The 21,074-nt window shown below is 67.7% G+C and carries 22 protein-coding genes and 1 pseudogene; 18 read left to right on the forward strand and 5 right to left on the reverse strand.

The window, feature by feature from the left end:
- Nucleotides 1-224, reverse strand: a pseudogene (locus BCL67_RS09975) (IS110 family transposase); the annotation flags it as partial.
- A 231-nt stretch (nucleotides 225-455) separates the two neighbouring features.
- On the opposite strand from BCL67_RS09975, the gene BCL67_RS09980 reads away from it, so the two are divergent.
- Nucleotides 456-1,823, forward strand: a complete 1,368-nt coding sequence (locus tag BCL67_RS09980; protein WP_181255971.1) for a CapA family protein — start codon at nucleotides 456-458, stop codon at nucleotides 1,821-1,823.
- Nucleotides 1,824-1,984: 161 nt separating this feature from the next.
- On the opposite strand, the gene lexA is transcribed toward BCL67_RS09980, so the two are convergent.
- Nucleotides 1,985-2,716 carry a transcriptional repressor LexA gene (gene lexA / locus BCL67_RS09985; RefSeq protein ID WP_374955644.1) on the reverse strand — a complete coding sequence of 244 codons (732 nt, stop codon included), beginning with the start codon at nucleotides 2,714-2,716 and terminating at the stop codon, nucleotides 1,985-1,987.
- 303 nt (nucleotides 2,717-3,019) lie between these two features.
- On the opposite strand from lexA, the gene BCL67_RS09990 reads away from it, so the two are divergent.
- From BCL67_RS09990 to BCL67_RS10015, 6 genes are all read left to right on the forward strand, one after another.
- A complete protein-coding gene (locus BCL67_RS09990) occupies nucleotides 3,020-3,385 on the forward strand; it encodes a LysM peptidoglycan-binding domain-containing protein (RefSeq protein WP_106123305.1) in 366 nt (121 codons plus the stop codon).
- A 76-nt stretch (nucleotides 3,386-3,461) separates the two neighbouring features.
- Complete coding sequence (locus BCL67_RS09995) at nucleotides 3,462-4,601, forward strand: histidinol-phosphate transaminase (RefSeq protein WP_106123306.1); 1,140 nt, start codon at nucleotides 3,462-3,464, stop codon at nucleotides 4,599-4,601.
- A gap of 38 nt (nucleotides 4,602-4,639) precedes the next feature.
- On the forward strand, nucleotides 4,640-5,257 hold the full coding sequence (gene hisB / locus BCL67_RS10000; RefSeq protein WP_106123307.1) for an imidazoleglycerol-phosphate dehydratase HisB: 618 nt from the start codon (nucleotides 4,640-4,642) through the stop codon (nucleotides 5,255-5,257).
- Complete coding sequence (gene hisH / locus BCL67_RS10005) at nucleotides 5,254-5,895, forward strand: imidazole glycerol phosphate synthase subunit HisH (RefSeq protein WP_106123308.1); 642 nt, start codon at nucleotides 5,254-5,256, stop codon at nucleotides 5,893-5,895. Before hisB ends, hisH begins: the two co-directional genes overlap by 4 nt.
- Before the next feature lie 117 nt (nucleotides 5,896-6,012).
- Nucleotides 6,013-6,774: a bifunctional 1-(5-phosphoribosyl)-5-((5-phosphoribosylamino)methylideneamino)imidazole-4-carboxamide isomerase/phosphoribosylanthranilate isomerase PriA gene (gene priA / locus BCL67_RS10010; protein ID WP_106123309.1), complete on the forward strand. Its 762-nt coding sequence runs from the start codon at nucleotides 6,013-6,015 to the stop codon at nucleotides 6,772-6,774.
- Nucleotides 6,771-7,673, forward strand: coding sequence for an SseB family protein (locus BCL67_RS10015; RefSeq protein ID WP_106123310.1), 903 nt, complete (start codon nucleotides 6,771-6,773; stop codon nucleotides 7,671-7,673). Before priA ends, BCL67_RS10015 begins: the two co-directional genes overlap by 4 nt.
- 40 nt (nucleotides 7,674-7,713) lie before the next feature.
- Here BCL67_RS10015 and BCL67_RS10020 read toward each other — a convergent pair whose 3' ends face one another.
- Nucleotides 7,714-8,307, reverse strand: a complete 594-nt coding sequence (locus BCL67_RS10020) for a MarR family winged helix-turn-helix transcriptional regulator (protein ID WP_258174949.1) — start codon at nucleotides 8,305-8,307, stop codon at nucleotides 7,714-7,716.
- A gap of 55 nt (nucleotides 8,308-8,362) precedes the next feature.
- On the reverse strand, nucleotides 8,363-9,025 hold the full coding sequence (locus BCL67_RS10025) for a PepSY domain-containing protein (protein ID WP_106123311.1): 663 nt from the start codon (nucleotides 9,023-9,025) through the stop codon (nucleotides 8,363-8,365).
- 141 nt (nucleotides 9,026-9,166) lie between these two features.
- Between BCL67_RS10025 and BCL67_RS10030 the strand changes: the two genes are divergently transcribed.
- The 3 genes from BCL67_RS10030 to BCL67_RS15920 are packed head-to-tail and all read left to right on the forward strand — an operon-like array spanning nucleotide 9,167 to nucleotide 10,982.
- Nucleotides 9,167-10,330: a sensor histidine kinase gene (locus tag BCL67_RS10030; RefSeq protein ID WP_146131131.1), complete on the forward strand. Its 1,164-nt coding sequence runs from the start codon at nucleotides 9,167-9,169 to the stop codon at nucleotides 10,328-10,330.
- The gene (locus BCL67_RS15915) at nucleotides 10,327-10,578 is read left to right on the forward strand and encodes a response regulator (protein ID WP_308737997.1); all 252 of its coding nucleotides are present in this window, start codon (nucleotides 10,327-10,329) and stop codon (nucleotides 10,576-10,578) included. The genes BCL67_RS10030 and BCL67_RS15915 overlap by 4 nt, the downstream gene beginning before the upstream one ends.
- 17 nt (nucleotides 10,579-10,595) lie before the next feature.
- Nucleotides 10,596-10,982 (forward strand): response regulator transcription factor, encoded by a 387-nt coding sequence (locus BCL67_RS15920; protein WP_308737998.1) that lies wholly within the window; start codon nucleotides 10,596-10,598, stop codon nucleotides 10,980-10,982.
- A 23-nt stretch (nucleotides 10,983-11,005) separates the two neighbouring features.
- On the opposite strand, the gene BCL67_RS10040 is transcribed toward BCL67_RS15920, so the two are convergent.
- Nucleotides 11,006-14,560: an FtsK/SpoIIIE domain-containing protein gene (locus BCL67_RS10040; protein ID WP_181255972.1), complete on the reverse strand. Its 3,555-nt coding sequence runs from the start codon at nucleotides 14,558-14,560 to the stop codon at nucleotides 11,006-11,008.
- 651 nt (nucleotides 14,561-15,211) lie between these two features.
- Between BCL67_RS10040 and BCL67_RS10045 the strand changes: the two genes are divergently transcribed.
- From BCL67_RS10045 to prfB, 8 genes are read left to right on the forward strand one after another with little or no spacing between them, the layout of a single operon-like run.
- Nucleotides 15,212-16,438, forward strand: a complete 1,227-nt coding sequence (locus BCL67_RS10045) for a CpaF family protein (RefSeq protein WP_106123314.1) — start codon at nucleotides 15,212-15,214, stop codon at nucleotides 16,436-16,438.
- Nucleotides 16,435-17,295, forward strand: coding sequence for a type II secretion system F family protein (locus tag BCL67_RS10050; RefSeq protein WP_106123315.1), 861 nt, complete (start codon nucleotides 16,435-16,437; stop codon nucleotides 17,293-17,295). Before BCL67_RS10045 ends, BCL67_RS10050 begins: the two co-directional genes overlap by 4 nt.
- Entirely contained in the window at nucleotides 17,292-18,236 is a 945-nt protein-coding gene (locus tag BCL67_RS10055; protein ID WP_106123316.1) for a type II secretion system F family protein, read from the forward strand. The genes BCL67_RS10050 and BCL67_RS10055 overlap by 4 nt, the downstream gene beginning before the upstream one ends.
- Nucleotides 18,237-18,292: 56 nt before the next feature.
- Nucleotides 18,293-18,487 carry a hypothetical protein gene (locus BCL67_RS10060; RefSeq protein ID WP_106123317.1) on the forward strand — a complete coding sequence of 65 codons (195 nt, stop codon included), beginning with the start codon at nucleotides 18,293-18,295 and terminating at the stop codon, nucleotides 18,485-18,487.
- 1 nt (nucleotide 18,488) lies between these two features.
- Nucleotides 18,489-18,896 carry a TadE/TadG family type IV pilus assembly protein gene (locus BCL67_RS10065; protein ID WP_181255973.1) on the forward strand — a complete coding sequence of 136 codons (408 nt, stop codon included), beginning with the start codon at nucleotides 18,489-18,491 and terminating at the stop codon, nucleotides 18,894-18,896.
- A complete protein-coding gene (locus BCL67_RS10070) occupies nucleotides 18,883-19,389 on the forward strand; it encodes a hypothetical protein (protein ID WP_146131132.1) in 507 nt (168 codons plus the stop codon). Before BCL67_RS10065 ends, BCL67_RS10070 begins: the two co-directional genes overlap by 14 nt.
- Before the next feature lies 1 nt (nucleotide 19,390).
- Nucleotides 19,391-19,927, forward strand: coding sequence for a pilus assembly protein TadG-related protein (locus tag BCL67_RS10075; RefSeq protein ID WP_181255974.1), 537 nt, complete (start codon nucleotides 19,391-19,393; stop codon nucleotides 19,925-19,927).
- 30 nt (nucleotides 19,928-19,957) lie between these two features.
- Nucleotides 19,958-21,073 (forward strand): peptide chain release factor 2, encoded by a 1,116-nt coding sequence (prfB, locus tag BCL67_RS10080; protein ID WP_106123321.1) that lies wholly within the window; start codon nucleotides 19,958-19,960, stop codon nucleotides 21,071-21,073.
- Nucleotide 21,074 lies beyond the last annotated feature (1 nt).

A 21,074-nucleotide genomic window follows, 5' to 3' on the forward strand; every position in this document is an offset into this window, starting at 1 on the left:
CGGATCCCGGCATCGAGCAGTGTCCGGTAGAGGCCGAACCCGGTCGGGCCGGCCTCGTAGGCCACCGCCACCGGGCCCGGCAGGTCTTGGACCCAGGTGAGGATGTGCTCGGGTGATGGGGTCAGTCGTGATTGGAAGAGCTCTCCTGTGTCGCTGTCGATTGCTGCCGCGAAGACAGATCGTGCGTGCACATCGAGCCCAACACTCGTACGCTCGGTAAACACCGGGGCCTCCCACAAATGTCGGCAAGGCCGGGCAAGGGGCGTCTTGTCCGGTAATCCACGAATCTCTGTGAGTGGGGCCCCGGCCCGCAACCCCTCGCGGACCGCAAGGAGCTACTTCATACCGTCTAGCGCCACAGGCTGCTTCGTCATCTCGCTGCTCGCAGATCAATGCCGTCGGCAGGAGAATCAGTCAGACGCGCACTCTCAGGGTGCGCCAGGATCAACCTAGCGGTGGCCGCAGGAAGCGGACAGACCATGCCGGAGAGCAGACACGCCGGGCGCACCAGAGGTGCACGTTCCTTCTGGGTGTTCTCGGCCGTCCTCCTGCTGGCCGCCTGCGGATCAGGAGTCGGTGACGACGCTCCGGCTCAGCCGGCTTCTGGCACATTCGAGCCTGGCACCCCCGCGCCCGGCGCCGCCCAGCCCGACACCGCCCAGACCGACGCCAGTGACGAGAAGACTGACCGGGCAGACGCGGAAGAACCCCGGCCGACACAGTTCACCATCGCCGGCACCGGGAACCTGCTCATCCACGGTCCGGTCATCGACACGGCAGCGGCGCTGGCCGAGCCCGGGGATTACTCCTTCGCGCCCCTGATGGAAGGAGTCGGGGATCTCATCAGCGGCGCCGATCTCGCCCTGTGTGGGCTGGAGGTGCCGATCGCTCCGGAAGGCGTCGAGCCGAGCGGATATCCGGTGTTCGCTGCCCCGCGGGAGCTCGCCGGTGATCTCGCCTCCGTAGGCTTCGACGGCTGTTCCACTGCCAACAACCATTCCTTCGACCAGGGCACAGCCGGAGCGGAGCGCACGCTCGACGTCTTCGACGAGGCCGGCATGGGTCACGCGGGGACGGCACGCACCGAGGCGGAGGCCGACCGGCCCCAGCTCTACACGGTGGAACGCGGCGCACGAGAAGTGACCGTGGCTCACGTGGCCACCACGATGCTCCACAACCCCGACCACCGGCCGCAGGAGGATGAACTGTGGCGGGTTGCTGACGTCACCCCTCAGGAACTCACCGATCAGGCGACCCAGGCACGCGAAGACGGCGCCGACATCGTCGTCGCGTCGGTGCACTGGGGTGACGAGTATGTCGATGCGCCCACTGAAGAACAGCGCAAGTACGGGGAGCAGCTCGCCGCCGACGGCGAGATCGACGTGGTGTTCGGAAGCCACTCCCACACGCCTCAGCCGGTGGAGCACCTCGACGGCGGGCCGTCCGGCGAGGGCATGTGGGTGGTGTGGTCCATGGGCAACTTCCTCTCCAATCAGGACGAGGCCTGCTGCGTCGTCGAGACCGCAAGCGGAACCGTGGTCTACGCCACGGTGGAGGTCACAGAGCACGAGGCCCAAGTCACCGGCATGGACTGGCTGCCCGTCACCGTGGATCGCGGTCCCACGGACGAGGAGCTGCACCGGGGGATCTGGCCGCTGCGCGAGCTCGCCGAGGGCGACATTCCCGAACGTCCGGAACTCAGCGCGACGACCGTCGAAGACCGGTGGTCGCGGCTCCTGGACGTCATGACTGACCAGGACCTCCGGGAGCACCCGCCCACACCCACGGGCGAGGAGCCCACGGTGGTGCCGCGCGGGGACTAGGAGGCGGGTGAGACCGGGAGGGGTTCCTCAGGCCCGCACTCGGTGCTGACCCGTCCGTCCCCCAGAGGGTCAGCCTCCGCAGCCCTTCAGATCTGGCGGTCCAACAGATCTGGCAGTCCAACAGATCGGGCATCATTGACGCCTTGCCGAGCTCGTCCGGATCAGAGGCTGCGCAGCACCGTGACGACCTTGCCCATGATGGTGGACTCGTCGCCCAGGATCGGTTCGTACTGACGGTTCTGCGGCAGCAGCCAGACGTGTCCATCGCGGCGCTTGAGCGTCTTCACCGTGGCCTCGTCATCGAGCAGCGCGGCGACGATGTCACCGTTCTCCGCCGTGTTCTGCCGACGCACCACGACCCAGTCACCTTCGAAGATCCCGGCCTCGATCATCGAGTCACCACGGACCTGCAGCATGAACAGCTCGCCCTCGCCGGTGAGCTGCCGTGGCAGCGGCATGATGTCTTCGACCTGCTGGTCGGCCAGGATCGGTCCGCCCGCGGCGATCTGTCCCACGACGGGGATCTCCGAGATTCGACTGTCCGACTGCATGCGGTAGCCCTGCAGATCCACTACGGAGTCGCGGGCGGCAGCCTCAGCCTCCTGGGCCTGTTCGCTGAGCACCGGGGCACCCGCTGAGTCACGCAGCACCTCCATGGCGCGCGGCCGTCCGGGGACCCGCCTGAGGTAGCCGAGCTCCTGCAGACGCGCCAGCTGGTGGGTCACGGAGGACAGTGAGGCGAGACCGCAGGCGTCGCCGATCTCTCGCATGGACGGCGGATAGCTGCGCTCGGCCAGCGACTCCTGGATGACGTCGACGATCTGGCGCTGCCGATCAGTCAATCGCGGCGCTGCCGATGAGTCCTTGGTGTTCTGCGCCATTGCTGCCTCCATAGTTGTGCCGAGCATTCCGCGGTCTCGTGATGCTGCCTGCTGCCTGCTGCCTGCCGCCTGGGTGAGTCGGCGCCGGGCCGGTTCGAGGTGGGATCGGAACCGAATCTGCCCTGTGTCAGCATCCATGTCAGACCCTGCTGATGGACTGTTCACAGTGAGATTCGCTTCGAAGATCACTTCGAACTTGGCGCTCAGGTTACTCGAAATCGTAGAGAGATTCCATTGATTCTGCGGTGAGTCTGGTCAAGATTCGAAACTATGTGCTAGAAATAGTACACACGTTCGAATGAGAGGTTCTTCCCCATGAGTACTGCACAGCTTGCACTTGCACCTGTCGACTCCGCACCGGCTTCGGCAGTGCACCTCACTCGCCGCGGTCGCTTTCTCCTGCTGGGCCTTCCGGTGCTGGCAGTCCTGGCCATCGCACTCCTCGGAGCGCTGATGCTGGCCACCTCGCTGCTCAACCAGGCGCAGGCGTCATCCGGTGAGGTTCCCGGCGTGGACGCCCAGGTGGTCACCGTCGGTGCAGGGGACACCCTGTGGAGCGTGGCGGCGTCGGTGGACTCTGACGAGCACACTCAGGTGCTCATCGGTCAGATCGCTGAGCTCAACGATCTCAACGGCTCCGAGATCACGCCCGGCCAGGAGCTCTTCGTCCCGGTCGACTGAGTCGACCGAGCAGTCCCCTCCCGGCCGCAGAGCTTGGAGCCCGAGACGGCAGGTTCAGCCCGGCTAGAATGTCCCGGTGACTTCATCTCGCTCCCGGAACCTGTCCCGCCTGCCGCTGCGCGAAGAGCTCCAGGGTCAAGAGCCCTATGGAGCCCCGCAGCTGAGCGTGAAGGCGATGCTCAACGTCAACGAGACGACCTACGACGTCCCAGCAGATGTGGTCGACGCCATCGGCAAGGAAGTCCGCGCCGCAGCCGCCCAGCTCAATCGCTACCCGGACCGTGAATTCTCGGTCCTGCGCCGCAAGCTCGCCGGGTACCTGAACCGGGACCTCGCCTCCGAGGGTGAACCGGCGGTGCTGACCGCCGAGCACATCTGGGCTGCCAACGGCTCCAACGAGATCATGCAGCACATCCTGCAGGCCTTCGCCGGCCCGGGCCGTTCGGTGCTCTCCTTCCCTCCGACCTACTCCATGTACCCGCTCTACGCCCGGGGCACCTACAGCGAGTACATCGCCGGCACTCGCGCCGATGACTTCACGCAGACGCCCGAGGATGTCGCGGCGCAGATCCACGAGCACCACCCCAACGTGGTGATCCTGTGTTCCCCGAACAACCCCACCGGCACCGCACTCTCCCTGGAGACCGTGGAGGCGGCCTACGCCGCGGCCGAGGAATCCGACACCATGGTGGTGGTGGATGAGGCCTACGGCGAGTTCCGCCAGTCCGGGACAGGCTCGGCCCTGGCCCTGCTGCCCGGACGGGAGCGCCTGATCGTCTCGCGCACCATGAGCAAGGCGTTCGCGCTGGCCGGAGGCCGACTCGGCTACCTGGCCGCCGCCCCCGAGGTCACCGACGCCATGCGGCTGGTCCGGCTGCCCTATCACCTCTCCGCAGTGACCCAGGCGACCGCCGTCGCCGCCTTGGACCACTCGGCCACGCTGATGGCCAACGTGGAGCGGATCAAGGAGCAGCGCGACCGGATCGTGACCACCTTGGAGCAGCTGGGGCTGCGCCCGGCGCCCTCGGACGCGAACTTCGTGTTCTTCGGTGGACTCACCGATGAGAAGGCCGCCTGGCAGCACCTCCTGGAGGACGGCATCCTGATCCGTGACGTCGGCATCCCCGGGCACCTGCGAGTGACCGCGGGCACCGAGGAGGAGACCTCGGACTTCCTGGCCTCACTCAAGCGATTCATCACCAGGACCACCGCGTAGACTCAAGAGTTGGCGTACCCCACCACCAAGCAGGAGTTATGGGAGCAGAATTGATCTCCGGGCGCATCGCCCAGATGGAACGTGTCACCAGTGAGTCCAGCGTCAAGGTCCGGATGGACCTCGACGGGACCGGCACCTCGAACATCAGCACCGGTGTGCCCTTCTATGACCACATGCTCACCGCACTGTCCCGGCATTCGCTCATCGACCTCGACGTCGAAGCCTCCGGTGACACCCACATCGATGTGCACCACACAGTCGAGGACACCGCCATCGTCCTGGGCGAGGTGCTGCGGGTCGCGCTGGGGGACAAGCGCGGAATCCGCCGCTTCGGCAACGCCACCATCCCGCTGGACGAGGCGCTGGCCCAGGCCGTCGTGGATGTCTCCGGCCGGCCCTACCTGGTGCACTCCGGCGAGCCCGAGGGGCAGCAGTACCACCTCATCGGGGGACACTTCACCGGATCCATGACCCGGCACGTCTTCGAGGCGATCACCTACCACTCCGGGATCTGCCTGCACATGACGCTGCTCGGCGGCCGGGACCCGCACCACATCGCGGAGGCCCAGTTCAAGGCCTTCGCCCGCGCGCTGCGCGAGGCCGTGGAGTCTGACCCGCGCACCGATGAGATCCCCTCCACCAAGGGTGCCCTGTGACAGGCAAGCCCGACGTCGTCGTCCTGGACTACGGTTCCGGCAACATCCACTCCGCGGTCCGGGCGCTCGAGCGCGCCGGCGCGGACGTGACCCTGACCAAGGACACCGACGCCGTGCTCAACGCCTCCGGGCTGGTCGTGCCCGGTGTGGGGGCCTTCGCCGCCGTCATGTCGGCGCTGCGTGAGATCGACGGACCCCGCTGGATCGGACGCCGGATCGCCGGGTCGCGCCCGGTGCTGGGGATCTGCGTGGGCCACCAGGTGATGTTCGACCGCGGCGTCGAACACGGCATCCCCGCCGAGGGGCTGGGCGAGTGGCCCGGAGAGGTCACCGCGCTGCCCGAGGACGCCGTGGTCCCACACATGGGATGGAACACCGTGCGCCCGCCCGAGGACAGCGTGCTCTTCGACGGGCTCAAGGACGAACGGTTCTACTTCGTGCACTCCTACGCCGTGCAGTCCTGGGACTTCGACCAGTCCATCGAGTCGATGAACCCGCCCAAGGTCACCTGGAGCCACCACGGCACCGACTTCATCGCCGCAGTGGAGAACGGCCCGCTCTCCGCCACCCAGTTCCACCCGGAGAAGTCCGGGGACGCCGGGATGCAGCTGCTGCGCAACTGGATCCTGAGCCTCTGACCCTGAACTCCCCGCGGACCGGTGCTCCGCGCAGCCCGACCGCTTCGATGCACCTACCAGCCCGTGTCACCCCGCTGTCCAGACCCACCAGCCCTTCACCCAGCCGAAAGTAGATTCATGACTGAGCCCTCCGCGCCCACCGCCACCGTCCCCGCACTGGAGCTGCTGCCCGCCGTCGACGTGGCCGACGGCCAGGCCGTGCGACTGGTCCAGGGAGAGGCCGGGTCCGAGACCGGCTACGGCGACCCGCTGGAAGCCGCGCTGAACTGGCAGCAGCAGGGGGCCGAATGGATCCACCTGGTGGATCTCGACGCCGCCTTCGGCCGGGGCGACAACCGCGACATCATGGCCCGCGTGGTCAAGGAGCTCGGCGTGAAGATCGAGCTCTCCGGCGGAATCCGCGACGACGAGTCCCTGGACCGCGCCCTGGAGCTCGGCGCCACCCGGGTGAACCTCGGCACCGCGGCCCTGGAGGACCCGGAGTGGACCGCCCGCGCCATCGAACGCCACGGCGACGCGATCGCCGTCGGGCTGGACGTGCGCGGCGAGACCCTGGCCGCCCGCGGCTGGACCCGCGAAGGCGGGAACATCTGGGAGGTGCTGCAGCGCCTCGAAGATGCCGGCTGCCCCCGCTACGTGGTCACCGACGTCACCAAGGACGGGACCCTGCGCGGACCCAACACCGAGCTGCTCGCCCAGGTCTGTGCCAAGACCAGCAAGCCAGTGGTCGCCTCCGGCGGCATCTCCTCGCTGGAGGACGTCGCGGCACTGGCCAAGATGGTCTCCCTCGGCGTCGAGGGCGCCATCATGGGCAAGGCCCTCTACGCCGGGAAGTTCGAGTTCCCCGAGGCGCTGAAGGTGGCCGCAGCCTCCGCATGAGTCAGAACGCCGAATCCAGCAGGGACCTGCCCGGCCATATCGCGGCGCTGCTGCAGCGTGCGCCCCGGGATGCGCAGGGCCGGCCCGCGGACTCCGCCGGAGTGCCCTGGGCGGACCGCGACCTCTCCGGAGACGGCAACCCGCTGCACACCTTCGACGGCGACGACGGCCTCGCCACCGCCACGGTCAGTGCGGCCCGGGACCAGCTGCTCGCCGGGGAGCTGGACGAAGCAGGGTTCGTCGCGGCCCTGGCCGGACAGCGGCTCTTCGTCCCGGTGCTCGCCGAGCTGGCCGAGGAGGCCGACCCGGCCCCGGGCGGCGCGCCCGGTGAGCCGAGCGCCCCGGTGGGGGACAAGCAGGCGGACATCACCTTGATCAGCATCACCAGCCGCGACGGACGCCAGACCATGCCGGTGTTCACCTCCGTGGACGCGCTCACCGGCTGGCACGACAAGGCACGCCCCGTGGCGGCGGAGACCGAACGGATCATGCTCGCCGCCCTGGCCGAGGGCGCCGAACTTGCGGTCCTGGACCCCGGGGCGGAGCTGACCTTCGTGCTGCGCCGGCCCGCGGTGGAGGCCCTCGCGCAGGCCGCCCGGTGGGTGCCCTCGTATCAGGACCCCGAGCTGGCCGATGCGCTGGGCGGCATTCTGGACCTCTGCCCCGGCGTCGCACAGCTGCAGCTGCAGCCCGGCGACGGCGTCGGGACCCGGACGGCGGCCGGGCATGCGGTGCCCGGCGGCGGAAGCGGTCCGGAGCTCAGCGTCGGGGTCGTGCTGCTGCCCGGGGTCGATGAGGTCGATTCCCGGCTGGCGCTGGCCAGCGTGCAGGCCGCCCTGGGAGAGGTGCCGATGCTGCGCGAGCGCGCAGACTCGGTCCAGGTGAAGCTGGTCCGCTGAGCCGTCCCCGGGGATGCCCCGTGGCAGTCGTGAGAGTCGTTCAGGCCCGATCGGCCGCGGCGACGGTGTCCTTGATCTGCTCACAGATCTCCCGCAGCGTGTCCGCCTCGGCGTCGTCCAGGGCCGGGTGGAAGAGCTGTCGAATGTGTGTGCCGTGCAGCCGGGAGGCCTGTTCGAAGACCCGGTGCCCCTCCTCGGTGAGCTGCGCGGTCATGCCGCGCCGGTCCTCGGCGTCGGCGAAGCGATCGATCAGCCCACGCTTCTGCAGCGACTTGACCTGGTAGGAGAGTCGGGAGGGGGAGAAGACCATGCCCTCGGCCAGTTCGCCCATGCGCAGCTGGTGGTCCTCGGCCTCGGCCAGGAGCAGCATCAGGTTGTAGTCGCTCAGGCGCAGCCCGGTGCTGGAGTGCAGTCGCTTCTCCATGCGATCGCTGATGATCGCGGAGGTCTCGAAGAAGGATCGCCAGGCTCGCGCCTTGGGAGAGAAGCCGGTGAGGTCGTGACGGCCGCGCTGATCACTCATCGCGGCAGACTCGGTGGTTCCCTCGGCGATGTCGACACGGGCATCCTCGGGGGATGCCTGCGCCGCCGGCTCCGGGTGGCGCCCGGTGGTGTCACTGTGGCCCGCCGTCACGACGCCACCTCTTCTCTGCCCTAGACGACTGATGCTTCAATCAGTCCAGTCTATGTCAGCTGCCCGAGTTGACGACCTCTCCGTTCTCCACGTCCACATAGACCTCAGTGCCGTTGTCCAGCTCGAACTCCCAGGTCACCGCCCCGTTCTCGTCATCCAGATCAGCCTGTTCCGGGGTGCCGCCGCCCTCTTCGGACGCGGTGCGCAGCGCATCGGTGAACTCGACCTGCACAGCCTCGGCATTGCGCTGATCATCGGAGTCGATGTCGTCCTCCTGGGTGTTCATGATCTCGAAGCTCTCGCGGTCCACGTCGAGCTCCCACTCGGCGCCGCCGTCGAAGATCGTGAACTCGTAATAGCTGCCCTCGGTGTCGAAATCCAGGACGACGGCGTCCGGGTACTCATGCTCCACGGCGTCCACGGCCTGGTAGAGCGGGTCCTCATCGCTGGCTGCTGAATCGTCGGTCGCTGAGTCGTCGGATTCGGAGGCGTCAGCTTCCGGGGAGTCGGTGGCCTCCTCGGTGGGCCCGGCCTCGGTTGCGGCGTCGTCGGTGGTCTCCTCGGTGGGCTCCGCCTCGACGGTCTCGGTCACCGTCGCGGTGGGCTGGGCCTCGTCGTCGTCGGGGTCCAGCTCGTCGCTGGCGCAGGAGCTCAGGGCGAGCGCGGAGATGGCGGCCACGGAGAGCAGAGCCGAGGAGTTGTTCCAGCGAGAGTTCATGATCGGATCCTTCGTTCGGGGACTGCGGGGTCTTGACCTCCCATTGGTAGTCCTCCTACCTGCGTGAACCCTGGAAAGCCGGGCCAGGTCAGTGCGAGCGCGGGGGGCTGCGCGGAGAAGCCGCGTGGCTAGACTGGAAAGGTGCCTTTCACCTTTTGGCGCGGCATTCCTCTGGACCTCGCGGCTGCAGCTCTGGTCACCGTGGTCATGGTCATCGCCGCCCTGGAGTCAGGAGATCAGCCGGCTCGGCCGGTGGACGCCCCGGTGGTCGCGATCCTCATGGTCATCGGAGCCTGGACGGCCATGTCTCGTCGGGCCCCTCGGATCGCGCTGATCGGCGCCAGCGTCAGCTTCTTCGCGGCCCTGAGCGTCGGGGTGCCAGGCTTCTCTCCGGTGCTGGCCATCGGGGTGCCGGTGCTCATCGCGGCCTGGTCGGGCCATCTCTGGTGGGCGCTCGCGGTGGTGTCTCTGGTCGGTTTCACCAGCGTGCCCTACCGGCTGAGCGGGCCCGGGGCGGAGCCGTTGGGCCAGGTGGCGCTGAGCACACTCTTCGATGTCTGCCTGCTGGCCGTGCTGCTGCTGTTGGGCGAGGCGCTGCGCAGTCGACGGGCGGTCCGCCAGGAGGCTGCCCTGCGGCTGCTGCTGGCGGATCAGGAGCATCAGCGGGAGCTCACCGCGGAGCGGCTGCGCGCTGCCCGCGACCTGCACGACGTGCTGGCCCACACGGTGGCGGTGGTGGGAATCCAGGCCAGCGTCGCGGCGGAGACGATCGACAGCGACCCGGAGACCGCGAAGCAGGCCGTGGACCGGGTCCGCGCCGCCAGCCAAGAGGCCAGCGTGGACCTGCGCAGCACGATCGCGGTCCTGCGCGAGGACAGCCTCTGGTCTCCTCCGGAGGCCAGGCTCGGCGGGCACCAGCTCGCGGAGCTCGTCGACGCGGTCAGGGCCTCTGGGCTGCAGGTGTCATTCAGCGTTCATGGGGACCTCTCGACCATCCGGCCTTCGGTGGAGCTGGTGATCTACCGGATCGTGCAGGAATCTCTGACCAATGTGCTGCGCCATTCCACCGCGGAGCGCGTGGAGGTGGGACTGGACCTGCAGGCCGACGTGGTCAACGTGATGATCCGGGATCACGGGGTCCCCCGGGAATCCACCCCGGTGCGGCCCGACCGGCACGGCACGGGACTGCAGGGCATGGCCGAGCGGATCGGTGCGGCGGGTGGTCGGCTGGAGTATGGACCAGCCGGCGACGGCGAGCCCGGCTTCCGCGTCGAGGCCCGGCTCCCCACCGGAGGTCCCCGGTGACGCTGCGGATCCTGCTCGCCGATGACCAGGAGCTGGTCCGCACCGGGCTGCGCACCCTGTGCGAACGCGAGGGAGACAGCACCGTCATCGCGGAGGCGGCGGATGGACACCAGGCGGTGGCGCTGGCCCGGGCGCACCGGCCCGAGGTGGTGCTCATGGACCTGCGGTTGCCCGGAATGGACGGGATCACCGCCACCCGGCGGATCCTCGCCGAAGCTCGAGACGCGATAGCGCCAGCGGATTCCTGACCAAGGACGTGGACCCGGTGGACCTTCGCCAGGCCATCCGCACGGTCGCCTTGGGGGATGCCCTGCTGGCGCCGGAGGGGTCTCGGGCGCTGATCGAAGCCTTCATCACGCGCTCGCCGAAGGAACCCGATGCGCGGCGGCTGAAGGTGCTCACCCTCAGGGAGCGGGAGGTGCTGACGCTGGTGGGTCGAGGCCTGTCCAACATCGAGATCAGACGGCAGCTCTTCCTCAGTCCGGCCACGGTGAAGACCCATGTCAACCGGTCCATGGCTAAGCTCGGCGTCCGCGACCGGGCGCAGCTGGTGGTCATCGGCTACGAGTCGGGACTGGTCCGACCGGGGGAGGCGAGCGGGCCGGGGGAGGCGAGCGGGCCGGGGGAGACCTGGCCGAAGCGGTTCCCCTAGCAGTGGTGACGTGGCGTGGCTCATCAGGTCGATTCCTGATGCTTCCACCATTGGATGATCCGTAGGCCTTCAGGGCCGATCCAGACACCGCGACCCGGGGTGTGTCGCTGAAGCGGTGGAATCGGGAGTCCGAAGGCATCTCCCTGCGAGCGGCTCAGCGGACTGAGCAGGAAGTTCGCGCTGCTTCCGCGGACTCGATAGGACCAGGGAAGCCTGCTGAACACGTCCAGCTGAGGGGGCGCCGTTGCCAGCAGCTTGCCGCCAGACTCCAGCCATGCCTCGATGCTGCGGTGCTGGGCCGGGGTGCACCGCTCGGCGTCGTCGACGAGCAGCAGCCGGGGGGCTTCATCAGCACGGCTGCCTGATCCGCCCGCTGTGGCCAGATCCGCCAAAGTCACACACCGCCGTTGAGCGGCGACCACGCGCAGAGCATTGGTCTTCCCGGTCTGAGCGGCTCCAAGGATCAGCCCGGCCTGCCAGGAGCTGTCCTCGAGCCACGCCGGTGAGTAGGTGAACTGGTGCAGGCCGAGCGACAGCGCGGTGGAATCGGAATCGAGCACCGGCATCCCCACAGATGATGGCAGGGGGTTGACTCGGAGCATCGAGGGGCTCAGCGGTCGCCGATCGCTGTTCACTCTGGACGCGGCCTTCCGGTCCAAGACCTCTGTCACCAGGTGGACGCTCAGTCCGGGAGGGGGCTCGTCGGCGGAGACGAGGACTCCGCGGCCGGGCAGCAGGTCCGATGCACGCAGTTTCGGCCACAGGTAGCGGATCTCCTCAGACACCCCATACGGGAGATACACCTTGCAGGCGAGGCGGGAGCCGAGCTTTCCGAGGGCGAGCTCGCGGCCTCCTGCGATCACCGCGGTGTATCCGAACCCGGCGCCTTCATCGGTGAGAAGCCCGAGATCAGACTCGAGATCTCCGCCGCCGATCAGGCTGCCCGACCGTTGCCAGCGTGCGTGACCGGACATGACCAGCACCAGCGGGATGCGTTCCACGGATTGGGAGGTCCGACGTCGGGTCACCCGCTTATGGAGCTGACTGATCAGGTGCTGGGCCTCCTGCAGGTGCTCGGTGGTGACCCAGGACCCGATCCGGGGGTGGTGCCGGAACTTCTCCAGACAGTGATCACCATCCAACAGGTAGACGTGGACCTCCTTCGGGCAAGCCAGGAGCTGACGCAGCAACGACTGTAGCGCCGCGGTGCCCCCGGAGCCGGATTCACCGAGCATCGCGATGCCTGCGCCGTCATCCAGGTTCAATCGCAGGGGTCGCTGCGTCTGCCGGGCCGGGTCATCGATGAGGCCGAACCGGATCTCGGCGGTGCCCAGCGGCGCTCGAAGGATCTCCGGCAGCGGGGGACACAGCGGCGTGTGGGGTCGGCGGATGCGCGTGACCCGGAGATGCGCTTCCAACCCTTCGACCAGGGCCGGAGTGGAATCCCGCCACCCGATCGCCCGGGGTGCCCGGGCCCTTTCGGCGCGCGCCGTGAGCTTCTCCGAATGGTCCAGCAGCTGCACTGCCTGGAACGGTCGGGGTGCCTCTCCAGGGCGTCGGATGATTCCGCGTCCCGGCAGCTGCCGCGGGACACGGGCCGGCTCTGTGGTTCCCACCAGCTCGCGTGCCTCGTCTTCGCTGCGCAGACGTAGACAGATGATGGTGCCGATGTTCGCGCGGATGTCCGCTGTGACGACACCCTGGGGGCGCTGGGTGGTGAGGATCAGGTGCAGACCCAGGGATCTGCCAAGTGTCGCCAGCCGCATGAGCTCATCCATCGCTGCCGGCAACGACTGGGTGAAGATGCGGAACTCGTCGATGACCACGAGCAGGCGGGCCAGTGACTCGGTGGGGCGTGCTCTCCGAAAATCTGCATAGTCCGCGACACCGGATTCGAGGAACAGCCGTTCCCGCCGAGTGAGTTCAGATCGGAGGCCTTCCAACGTCCGATCGGACTGGGCCTGCGTGAGATCCGTGACCAGCCCCACCGTGTGTTCCAGCCGAGCCAGGTGCTGAAAGCTCGACCCGCCCTTGAAGTCGAAGAGCAGAAGGTTCAGCTCCCGGGGGTCATATCTCGCCGCCCACCCCAGGAGCATCGACTTCAACAGCTCGGACTTACCAGATCCCGTCGTTCCTGCCAGCAGGATATGAGGACCGTCTTCCACCAGGTCCAGCAGCTCGACGGCCGAGGAGCCCTGGCCAAGCAGAGTCTCCAGTCTCAGATGGGCGTCTCCGAGCATCAGCGGAGACGGCAGGGGTGCGGTGACAAGCATCGGGACACCAGTGTCGGTGCCTGACCCCGAGACGTGGCGAAGACCCAGTCGGAGGTGCTCGTGAAGGGTCTGCCGCGCCAATCCGTCGGGGACCAGTCCGGTCGCGACCCTGCGCGCAGCGCCTGACTCGATCCGGTGGAGTTCTCCGGCGTCGAGGTTCACCCGCCATCCGTCGGGCGTCGTTGGCGGTGTCTGCCATCTAGGCGGCACCGATGGTCCTGCCGAACTGTCAGCTCCAGCAGTGGAGATGACGTGCCAGCCGGCGCCGAGCGCAGCCCTGACCTGGACGGAGTCCAGCGGAACCGGACTGATCAGCACCGGTGCCGGCGTCGATGCTGAACCCGACGGCCGGGCACGCAGCGCGGTTTCCAGTCCCGACGGCGGCACCACGCTCACACGCCGATAGTCGCGCAGCTCCGTCAGGTCCATGAGATCGCGGAGCTCGCGCGCGCCTGCCCCGCCCACCGACTCGACTCCTGGTGTGAGCAGGACCTGGGGACCTGGGTCGACATGGTGTGTCAGCTGCGCAAGGATCCAGCGCAGGACGCTGAGCTGTTCCCGGGGCGGGCCCGAGAGCAGCGTATGTTCCGACCTGAGAAGCGTCCAGGCCGTGGCGGTGCGGACGAGGCGCTCTTCCAGAGCCTCGGGCTGTCCGGCGTCGCCCGGGCAGTCCAGTTCAGCTTCGATTCTCGCCTCACCCACCGTCACGACGACGCCGGCTGGCTCGCTGTGGTTGAGCGAGCTCCCCGGCCGTGCCTGGGCTCGCAGGGCCCTGGCGGCACGTCCCGGCGTGGGGAGCAGAGCCGTGCGCTGGTCGGCCCACTCGAGGGAGGCCGCGCGCACGGCTCGACGGAAGCGACGACGACGACGCCGCGCATCGATGAGCGTGAGCACAGCGAGTACTGCTGAGGCGGCGCTGAACAGCAGAAAGATCCACATGCCGGTCACGATCACCAGCACGATGCCGACCACCAGTGGAGCCAGGGATACCAGCAGCATCGTCCGGTAGCGCCCGGACGGCGGCTGTTCTGTGACCCCTACCGGGGGCAGGGGCCAGGTCCGGTGGGGACCAGGAGGAGGAGGCTCCTGGACCAGTTCCACGCGGGACCGGCCGAGGCCGACGGGGGTGTCGGCGCTCAGTGTGACAGCAGCTGCTCCTGGACGGGCAAGCTTCACCTGAGTCTTGCTGACCTGGATCGAGGCGTGTGAACGTTCCAGGAGGGGGTCATTGATCCGGATATCTGCCGTGCCTCGATGCCGAGTGCCCCGCCCCAGCACGTGGACACCGCGCGGGATCTTGACCATCCACCCAGAGTCAGGCCCCGCGCTGATGCAGAGTCGGACCGGTGGCGGGGCGGACGGGTGGGGCGAGGCTCTGAAGGTCAGAGGGTGCAGCACTATGACCATTCCGTGGTGAATGGAGGGGGAGTCGGCGGCATGGTCCGCCAGGGGTATGCGGTCCAAGACTGCGACCCAGCTCGGGACAGTCTCGGTCAAGGGCCTCACCCGGAGGGATGCCGCTGCGCTGACGGTGCGGATCCAGGATCCCAGCGCGTCATCGACTTGAGCCCCAGTGGGAGCGGCGGCACCGTCGAGGAGGATCCGGAGCTCGTGGCGGTGCACGCCTCCCGCTTCGATGCGCAGCTGATTCCAGAGGGTCTCAGGCATGGAGCCTGGCGCATGTACCAGCGTGCAGGAAAGAGCGGTAGGTGGTGCCGAGGTCACCTGTGTCCCTCCTGGTCGTCGTGGATCTGCAGAGTCTGCGACGCGTGCGCCCGCGTCGGTGCTGATCTGAGCCTAGATCTGGCGAAACGGCTGCCCGGCGACAGGTTCGTGGCTGTGGAGAACCTGTGATCATGGATTATTTTCCACAGGTTTTGAACAATCTATGGTCAGGAGCTATTCAGCTGGATATCGTGATCTCACCACACTGGAATCAGGGACGAGGCCGAGCCTGTGGATGCTTTGACGATCGTTGAAGATGAGGTGCGGGAACAGATCCGCCACCGCGGACTGGACCCTGCGGAGAACCCGCTGGGTGTTCGGGAGCTGGTCGAGGCAGCAGTCGTGGAATATGACCGCCGGTCGATGGTCACCGCTTTGCCGCTGATCGGTCCGGTGCAGCAGGCGGTCAAGCATGTCGTCGACGCCGTGGCCGGTTTCGGGGAGCTCCAGCCGTTCCTCGAGGACGAATCGGTCGAGGAGATATGGATCAATGGACCCAGCGCGATATTCGTGGCTCGCGCCGGCCGATCCGAGCTCACCTCCATCACGCTGAGTGAATCTCGCATCCGTGACCTCGTGGAAAGGATGCTCAAGAGTTCAGGGCGACGCCTTGACCTCTCCTCGCCGTTTGTCGATGCGTCGCTTCCCGATGGTTCCCGATTGCACGTGGTGATTCCCGACATCACCCGGCGCCACTGGGCGGTCAACATCCGCAAGTTCATCGCCCGCGCCCAGACGCTCGATGACCTGGTCCGTCGGGGATCCCTGAGCGCATCAGCGGCGGACTTTCTGGAGGCCTGCGTCGACAGCGGATTGAACATGCTGGTGTCCGGCGCGACCCAGTCCGGGAAGACGACACTGCTGAACTGCCTCGCTGCCGCCATCGGCCCCCGTGAGCGGGTCGTCACCGTGGAGGAGATCTTCGAGCTCCAGCTGCCGCTCCGCGATGTCGTGGGAATGCAGTGTCGACAGTCCAACCTCGAGGGGGAGGGTGAGATCCCGCTGCGCCGGCTGGTGAAGGAGGCGCTGCGGATGCGTCCTGATCGGCTGGTCGTCGGCGAGGTCCGCGAAGCCGAAAGCCTCGACATGCTCATCGCGCTGAACTCAGGTTTGCCGGGAATGGCCACCGTCCACGCCAACAGCGCCCAAGACGCCGTCACCAAGATCTGCACCCTGCCGCTGCTGGCCGGAGAGAACATCTCCAGAAGCTTCATCCTGCCGACTGTCGCCTCCTGCATCGATCTCGTCGTCCACTGCGTGCGCGAGCGTGACGGCAGCCGGCACGTCAGGCAGATCATGGCGGTCGGGAGCAGGGTCGAAGCTGACACCATTGAGACGACCCTGCTCTTCGACGCCACCGACGGTGAACTCGCGGTGACCGACTCCGCGGTCTTCGATCTGCCTAAGCTCGCACCGCAGCACCAGCGCCGTTTCGCCAGAACAGGGCTGCTCGGATGAGTCTGCTGCTTGGACTGGGAATCGGGTTCGGGCTGCTGCTGATCTACGCCTCCTTCTGGGAGCGCCCACCCCGAGCAGCGGGGCCCCGACGCGCGCGACGGGGGCGGGCCCGCAAGCTCCTCGATGAGGCTGGACACCCGAAAGTCCCGGTCACAGGGGTCCTCACCGCCATCATGATCTGCGCAGCTGCTGCGTTTCTGGTCGTCCTGGTGCTCACGGCGGCAATCCCGGTGGCCCTCTGCTTTGCCCTGTTCGCCGGCATGGTGCCGGTGTTGGCCCTGCGCTGGCAGGCGGGAAAGCGACGAGCGCTCCTGCGCAACATCTGGCCGGATGCCGTCGATCACCTGAGATCGGCGGTCAGGTCCGGGATGTCGCTGCCCGAAGGTCTGATGCAACTCGGCGTCTCTGGTCCGGAACCGCTGCGCGAACCCTTCGTGGAGTTCGGGAAGGACTATCGCGCGGGACAGACCCTGGGGGTCGCACTGGGAAGGCTGAAGCTGCGCCTGGCTGACCCCGTGGGGGATCGGATCGTGGCGGCCCTGATGATCACTCGCGAAGTGGGCGGCTCGGACCTGGGTCGCCTGCTCAGCACCTTGGCGGAGTTCCTGAGAGAGAACGCGAGGACGCGCAGCGAGCTGGAGGCGCGCCAATCGTGGACCGTCAACGCTGCGAAATTGGCGGTGGCAGCTCCCTGGATCGTGGTGCTGCTGCTCTCCCTGCAGCACGAGGCCGCCGAAGCCTACCGAGGTGCGACCGGCATGGCGGTCCTCGGCGCCGGCCTGATCGTGTCCCTCGTGTGTTATCGCCTCATGCTGCGCATCGGGGCTCTTCCTCGAGAAGTGCGGGTGCTCGCATGAACGAGGCGATCCTCGGCTGGGCGCTCATCTGTGGTCTGTTCCTGGGGTTTGGACTGGTCCTCGTCCTGCGCGCCCTTCCGATGAACAACCAACCCAGCTTCTCCGCCCGGGTGGCGCCATACCTGCGCTCCACGGACTCGCGCTTCGAACTGTCAGACCCTGGCTCGCAGCCAGCCCTTGGCCTGGGTGCCACGGCAAGGATCCTGGCCCCGGTGATCCAGCAGGCGGTACGCCAGCTTGATCGGTTCAGCCTCGACGCCGAGCAGCTTGATCAGCGGCTCGGGCAGGCGAATTCGCGGCTCAGTCCCAATGACTACCGCCTTCAGCAGCTGGGCCTCGGCGTCCTCGGTGCCCTGCTGGGAACCGTGCTGAGCCTGCTCGGGGTCTGGGCCGGCAGCGTCAACGGATTCTCGGCGACTGTCATCGTGCTTGGGCTGACAGCACTCGGTGTAGCTGGGCGCGACAATCTGCTGACCCGCCAGATCCGGCGGCGACAGGCGCGGATGCTCACGGAGTTCCCGACCATCGCAGAGATGATCGCGCTGGCGGTCAGCGCCGGGGAGAGCGCTCCGGGGGCATTCGCCCGTGTCGGCAGACTGGCGCGCGGAGAACTGGCGCACGAACTGACCCGGGTTCTGCACCAGACCCAAGCCGGGACCAGCTTCTCCACCGCCTTGAAGCAGATGTCGACTCGGGTCGGTTCTGCACCGATCTCCCGGTTCCTCGAAGGAATCATCGTCGCCATGGAACGTGGCACGCCGCTGGCCGAGGTCATGCACGCCCAGGCGCAGGACGTCCGTGAGCTCGCCCGACGCGACCTCATCGAGACGGCGGGCAGGAAAGAGATCGGGATGCTCGTGCCCCTGGTCTTCGGCGTGCTGCCGCTGACGGTGCTCTTCGCGATCTATCCGGGACTCTCGCTGCTGGAGATCGGCATCTGACCCACGCTCACCACCGACCACGCAGGATCACCGCACCATCGGACAAGGGAAACCACATGTCACACACTGAGGAACGATTCGACGAGGCGGCCCAGGCCGCAGACTGTCTGCACGAAGAGGAGCGCGGCGACGTGCCCGGCTGGGTGATGATCACCCTCATGAGTGCCGTGTTGGTGGCCGGGCTGCTCGCGATCGCGCAGCCAGCGCTGCAGGGACTGTTCAACGATGCCATCAGCCAGGTCTCACGCTGACTTGATTCCGCCCTCGGGAGTCTCACGGGTTCGTCGAGCGGCGGAGGATCGGGGCGCCGCCACGGCCGAATTCGCCATGGTCTCCGCGCTCCTGGTCCTGCTCAGCTTCGCGATCCTCCAGCTCACGCTGATGGTCCATGTGCGCAATACGCTCATCGACGCCGCCTCCACCGGAGCCCGCTTCGGGGTCCTCGAGGATCGCACCGCCAGCGACGGGGTCCAGCGCACCCAAGACCTGATCGAGTCCTCGATCTCCGCCCGGTACGCCCAGGGAGTGGGCTACGAGTACGTGCCCGAGCCGGAAGGTCAGACGCTGCGGATCACCGTCCAGGCCCAGGTCCCGGTGCTGGGCCTCTTCCCAGGAGTCGGCAGCCTCGAGGTGACGGGCAGCGCCTATGACTTCGACTGAGCGCCCCCTTCGACGCGTGGTCGGACGCCTCACCCCACGCTCGGACAGGCGACTGCGCCACTGGCTGACGCAGAGCCAGGATGAGTCCGGTTCCTCGCTCGTCGAGTTCATCATGCTCGCCGTGCTGCTCCTGATCCCCATCGTCTACTTCATTCTGGGCGTCGCCGCAGTGCAGGCCGCCGCCTACGCCAGCCTGGGCGCCTCCGACCAGGCCGCCCGGATGTATGTCCTGGGAGGGGAGGACCTCGGAGCGGGGGAACGGTCCGCACGAAGTCAGGCCGCGGCGTCGGCGGCGCTCGCTGACTTCGGGATCAGCACCGATCAGGCGCAGATCACCATGTCCTGCCCGTCGGGGGCATGTGAGGACGACGGCGACGTGGTCGCCTTCACCGTGGAGGTCCGGGTGCCGGTGCCGCTGATCCCGGACCTCGGCAGCTGGCGATCCACCCTGGTCACGGTCTCCTCCACCTCGGCCCAGGTCCAGGCAGGCTGACATGCCTACGAGACGCATCGGCCCGCCGCACTCTGCACCCCCGCCGCGACTCTCACCCCCGCCACGGCCACTGCGGCGCTCGCGGGACTCGGTCCGGGCCGCGATGCTCCGCCGACTCCATGCCCAGGACGCGGGCCAGACGAGCGTCCTGGTCCTGGGGATGCTGTTGGTGGTGCTGCTGCTCGTCGCCGTGATGGCCGGAGCCACCGCGGTGAACCTCGAGGCGCGCAAGCTGCTCTCTGCCGCCGATGGCGCCGCATCGGCCGCGGCGCAGGCGGCCGAACAAGGCGCCTCCGGCCCCACCCCGAGGGTCAGCAGCGACCAGGTGCGTGCCCAGGCGCAGAACTACCTGGCCGTCTCGGGAGCAGACGAGCGCTTCAGCGGCGTCGTCGTGTCCCGTGCCTGGGTCACCGACGCGGGGGAGACCGCGCACGTGGAGCTGGCCGCCGTCGTCGACCTGCCGGTGGTCTCAGCGATCCTTCCCGCCCGGGTTCCGATCAGCGTGGAGTCCCATGCCCGGGTGAGCCTCAACCGGTGAGGGCGCAGACGACGGTACTGTAGTCCTGTTATGGCAGAGACAGATTTCCCCACCGCACTTCGTGACCTGCGCAATACCCTGCGCCGCATCACGGAGGTCACCGACATCGAAAAGCTCAAGGCGCAGGTCGTCGAGCTCAGTGATATGGCCGTCGCGCCGGATCTCTGGGACGACCAGGCCAACGCCCAGAAGGTCACCTCCCAGCTCAGTCATCGGCAGACCGAGCTGGAGCGCCTGGAGCGGCTCGAGACCCGGATCGACGATGTCGAGATGATGGTCGAGATGGCCCGGGAGGAGGGTGACGACGAGGTCCTCGACGACGCCGTCCGCGAGGTCGCCTCGATCCACAAGGCGCTGGAGTCCCTGGAGATCACCACGCTGCTCTCCGGTGAGTACGACGAGTACGACGCCGTGATGACCATCCGCTCCGGCGCCGGCGGCGTGGACGCCGCCGACTTCGCCGAGATGCTGCTGCGCATGTACACCCGCTGGGCCGAGCGCCGCGGCTGGAACGTGAAGGTGCTCGACACCTCCTACGCCGAAGAGGCCGGGCTGAAGTCAGCCACCATCGAGATCAACGCGCCCTATGCCTTCGGCACGCTCTCGGTCGAGGCCGGCACCCACCGCCTGGTGCGGATCAGCCCCTTCGACAACCAGGGCCGCCGGCAGACCTCCTTCGCCGCCGTGGAGATCATCCCGCTGCTCGAAGGCACCGAGAGCATCGACATCGACGAGAACGACCTCAAGATCGACGTCTTCCGCTCCTCAGGACCCGGCGGACAGTCCGTGAACACCACCGACTCGGCCGTGCGCATCACCCACCTGCCCACCGGCACCGTGGTCTCGATGCAGAACGAGAAGTCCCAGATCCAGAACCGTGCCGCTGCGATGCGCGTGCTGCAGTCCCGGCTGCTGGTGCTGAAGAAGGCCGAGGAGTCCGCCGAGAAGAAGGCGCTCGCCGGAGACATCAAGGCCTCCTGGGGCGACCAGATCCGCTCCTACGTGCTGCACCCGTACCAGATGGTCAAGGACCTGCGCACCGAGCACGAGGTCGGGAACACCCAGTCCGTGCTCGACGGGGACATCGACGGCTTCATCGACACCGGTATCCGCTGGCGCAACGAGACCGCGGCCGAGGACGACTGAT

The organism is Nesterenkonia sandarakina (assembly GCF_003003175.1).
In the GTDB taxonomy this organism is placed as follows: Bacteria; Actinomycetota; Actinomycetes; order Actinomycetales; family Micrococcaceae; genus Nesterenkonia; species Nesterenkonia sandarakina_A.

Coding starts and splice junctions, on each gene's coding strand:
- BCL67_RS10015 (WP_106123310.1), top strand. CDS start 6,771: ATGAGTCAGAACGCCGAATCCAGCAGGGACCTGCCCGGCCATATCGCG.
- BCL67_RS10055 (WP_106123316.1), top strand. CDS start 17,292: ATGAACGAGGCGATCCTCGGCTGGGCGCTCATCTGTGGTCTGTTCCTG.
- BCL67_RS10025 (WP_106123311.1), bottom strand. CDS start 9,025: ATGAACTCTCGCTGGAACAACTCCTCGGCTCTGCTCTCCGTGGCCGCC.
- priA (WP_106123309.1), top strand. CDS start 6,013: ATGACTGAGCCCTCCGCGCCCACCGCCACCGTCCCCGCACTGGAGCTG.
- BCL67_RS10070 (WP_146131132.1), top strand. CDS start 18,883: ATGACTTCGACTGAGCGCCCCCTTCGACGCGTGGTCGGACGCCTCACC.
- BCL67_RS10050 (WP_106123315.1), top strand. CDS start 16,435: ATGAGTCTGCTGCTTGGACTGGGAATCGGGTTCGGGCTGCTGCTGATC.
- lexA (WP_374955644.1), bottom strand. CDS start 2,716: ATGGAGGCAGCAATGGCGCAGAACACCAAGGACTCATCGGCAGCGCCG.
- hisB (WP_106123307.1), top strand. CDS start 4,640: ATGGGAGCAGAATTGATCTCCGGGCGCATCGCCCAGATGGAACGTGTC.
- BCL67_RS10060 (WP_106123317.1), top strand. CDS start 18,293: ATGTCACACACTGAGGAACGATTCGACGAGGCGGCCCAGGCCGCAGAC.
- BCL67_RS09990 (WP_106123305.1), top strand. CDS start 3,020: ATGAGTACTGCACAGCTTGCACTTGCACCTGTCGACTCCGCACCGGCT.
- BCL67_RS10040 (WP_181255972.1), bottom strand. CDS start 14,560: ATGGTCAAGATCCCGCGCGGTGTCCACGTGCTGGGGCGGGGCACTCGG.
- prfB (WP_106123321.1), top strand. CDS start 19,958: ATGGCAGAGACAGATTTCCCCACCGCACTTCGTGACCTGCGCAATACC.
- BCL67_RS10075 (WP_181255974.1), top strand. CDS start 19,391: ATGCCTACGAGACGCATCGGCCCGCCGCACTCTGCACCCCCGCCGCGA.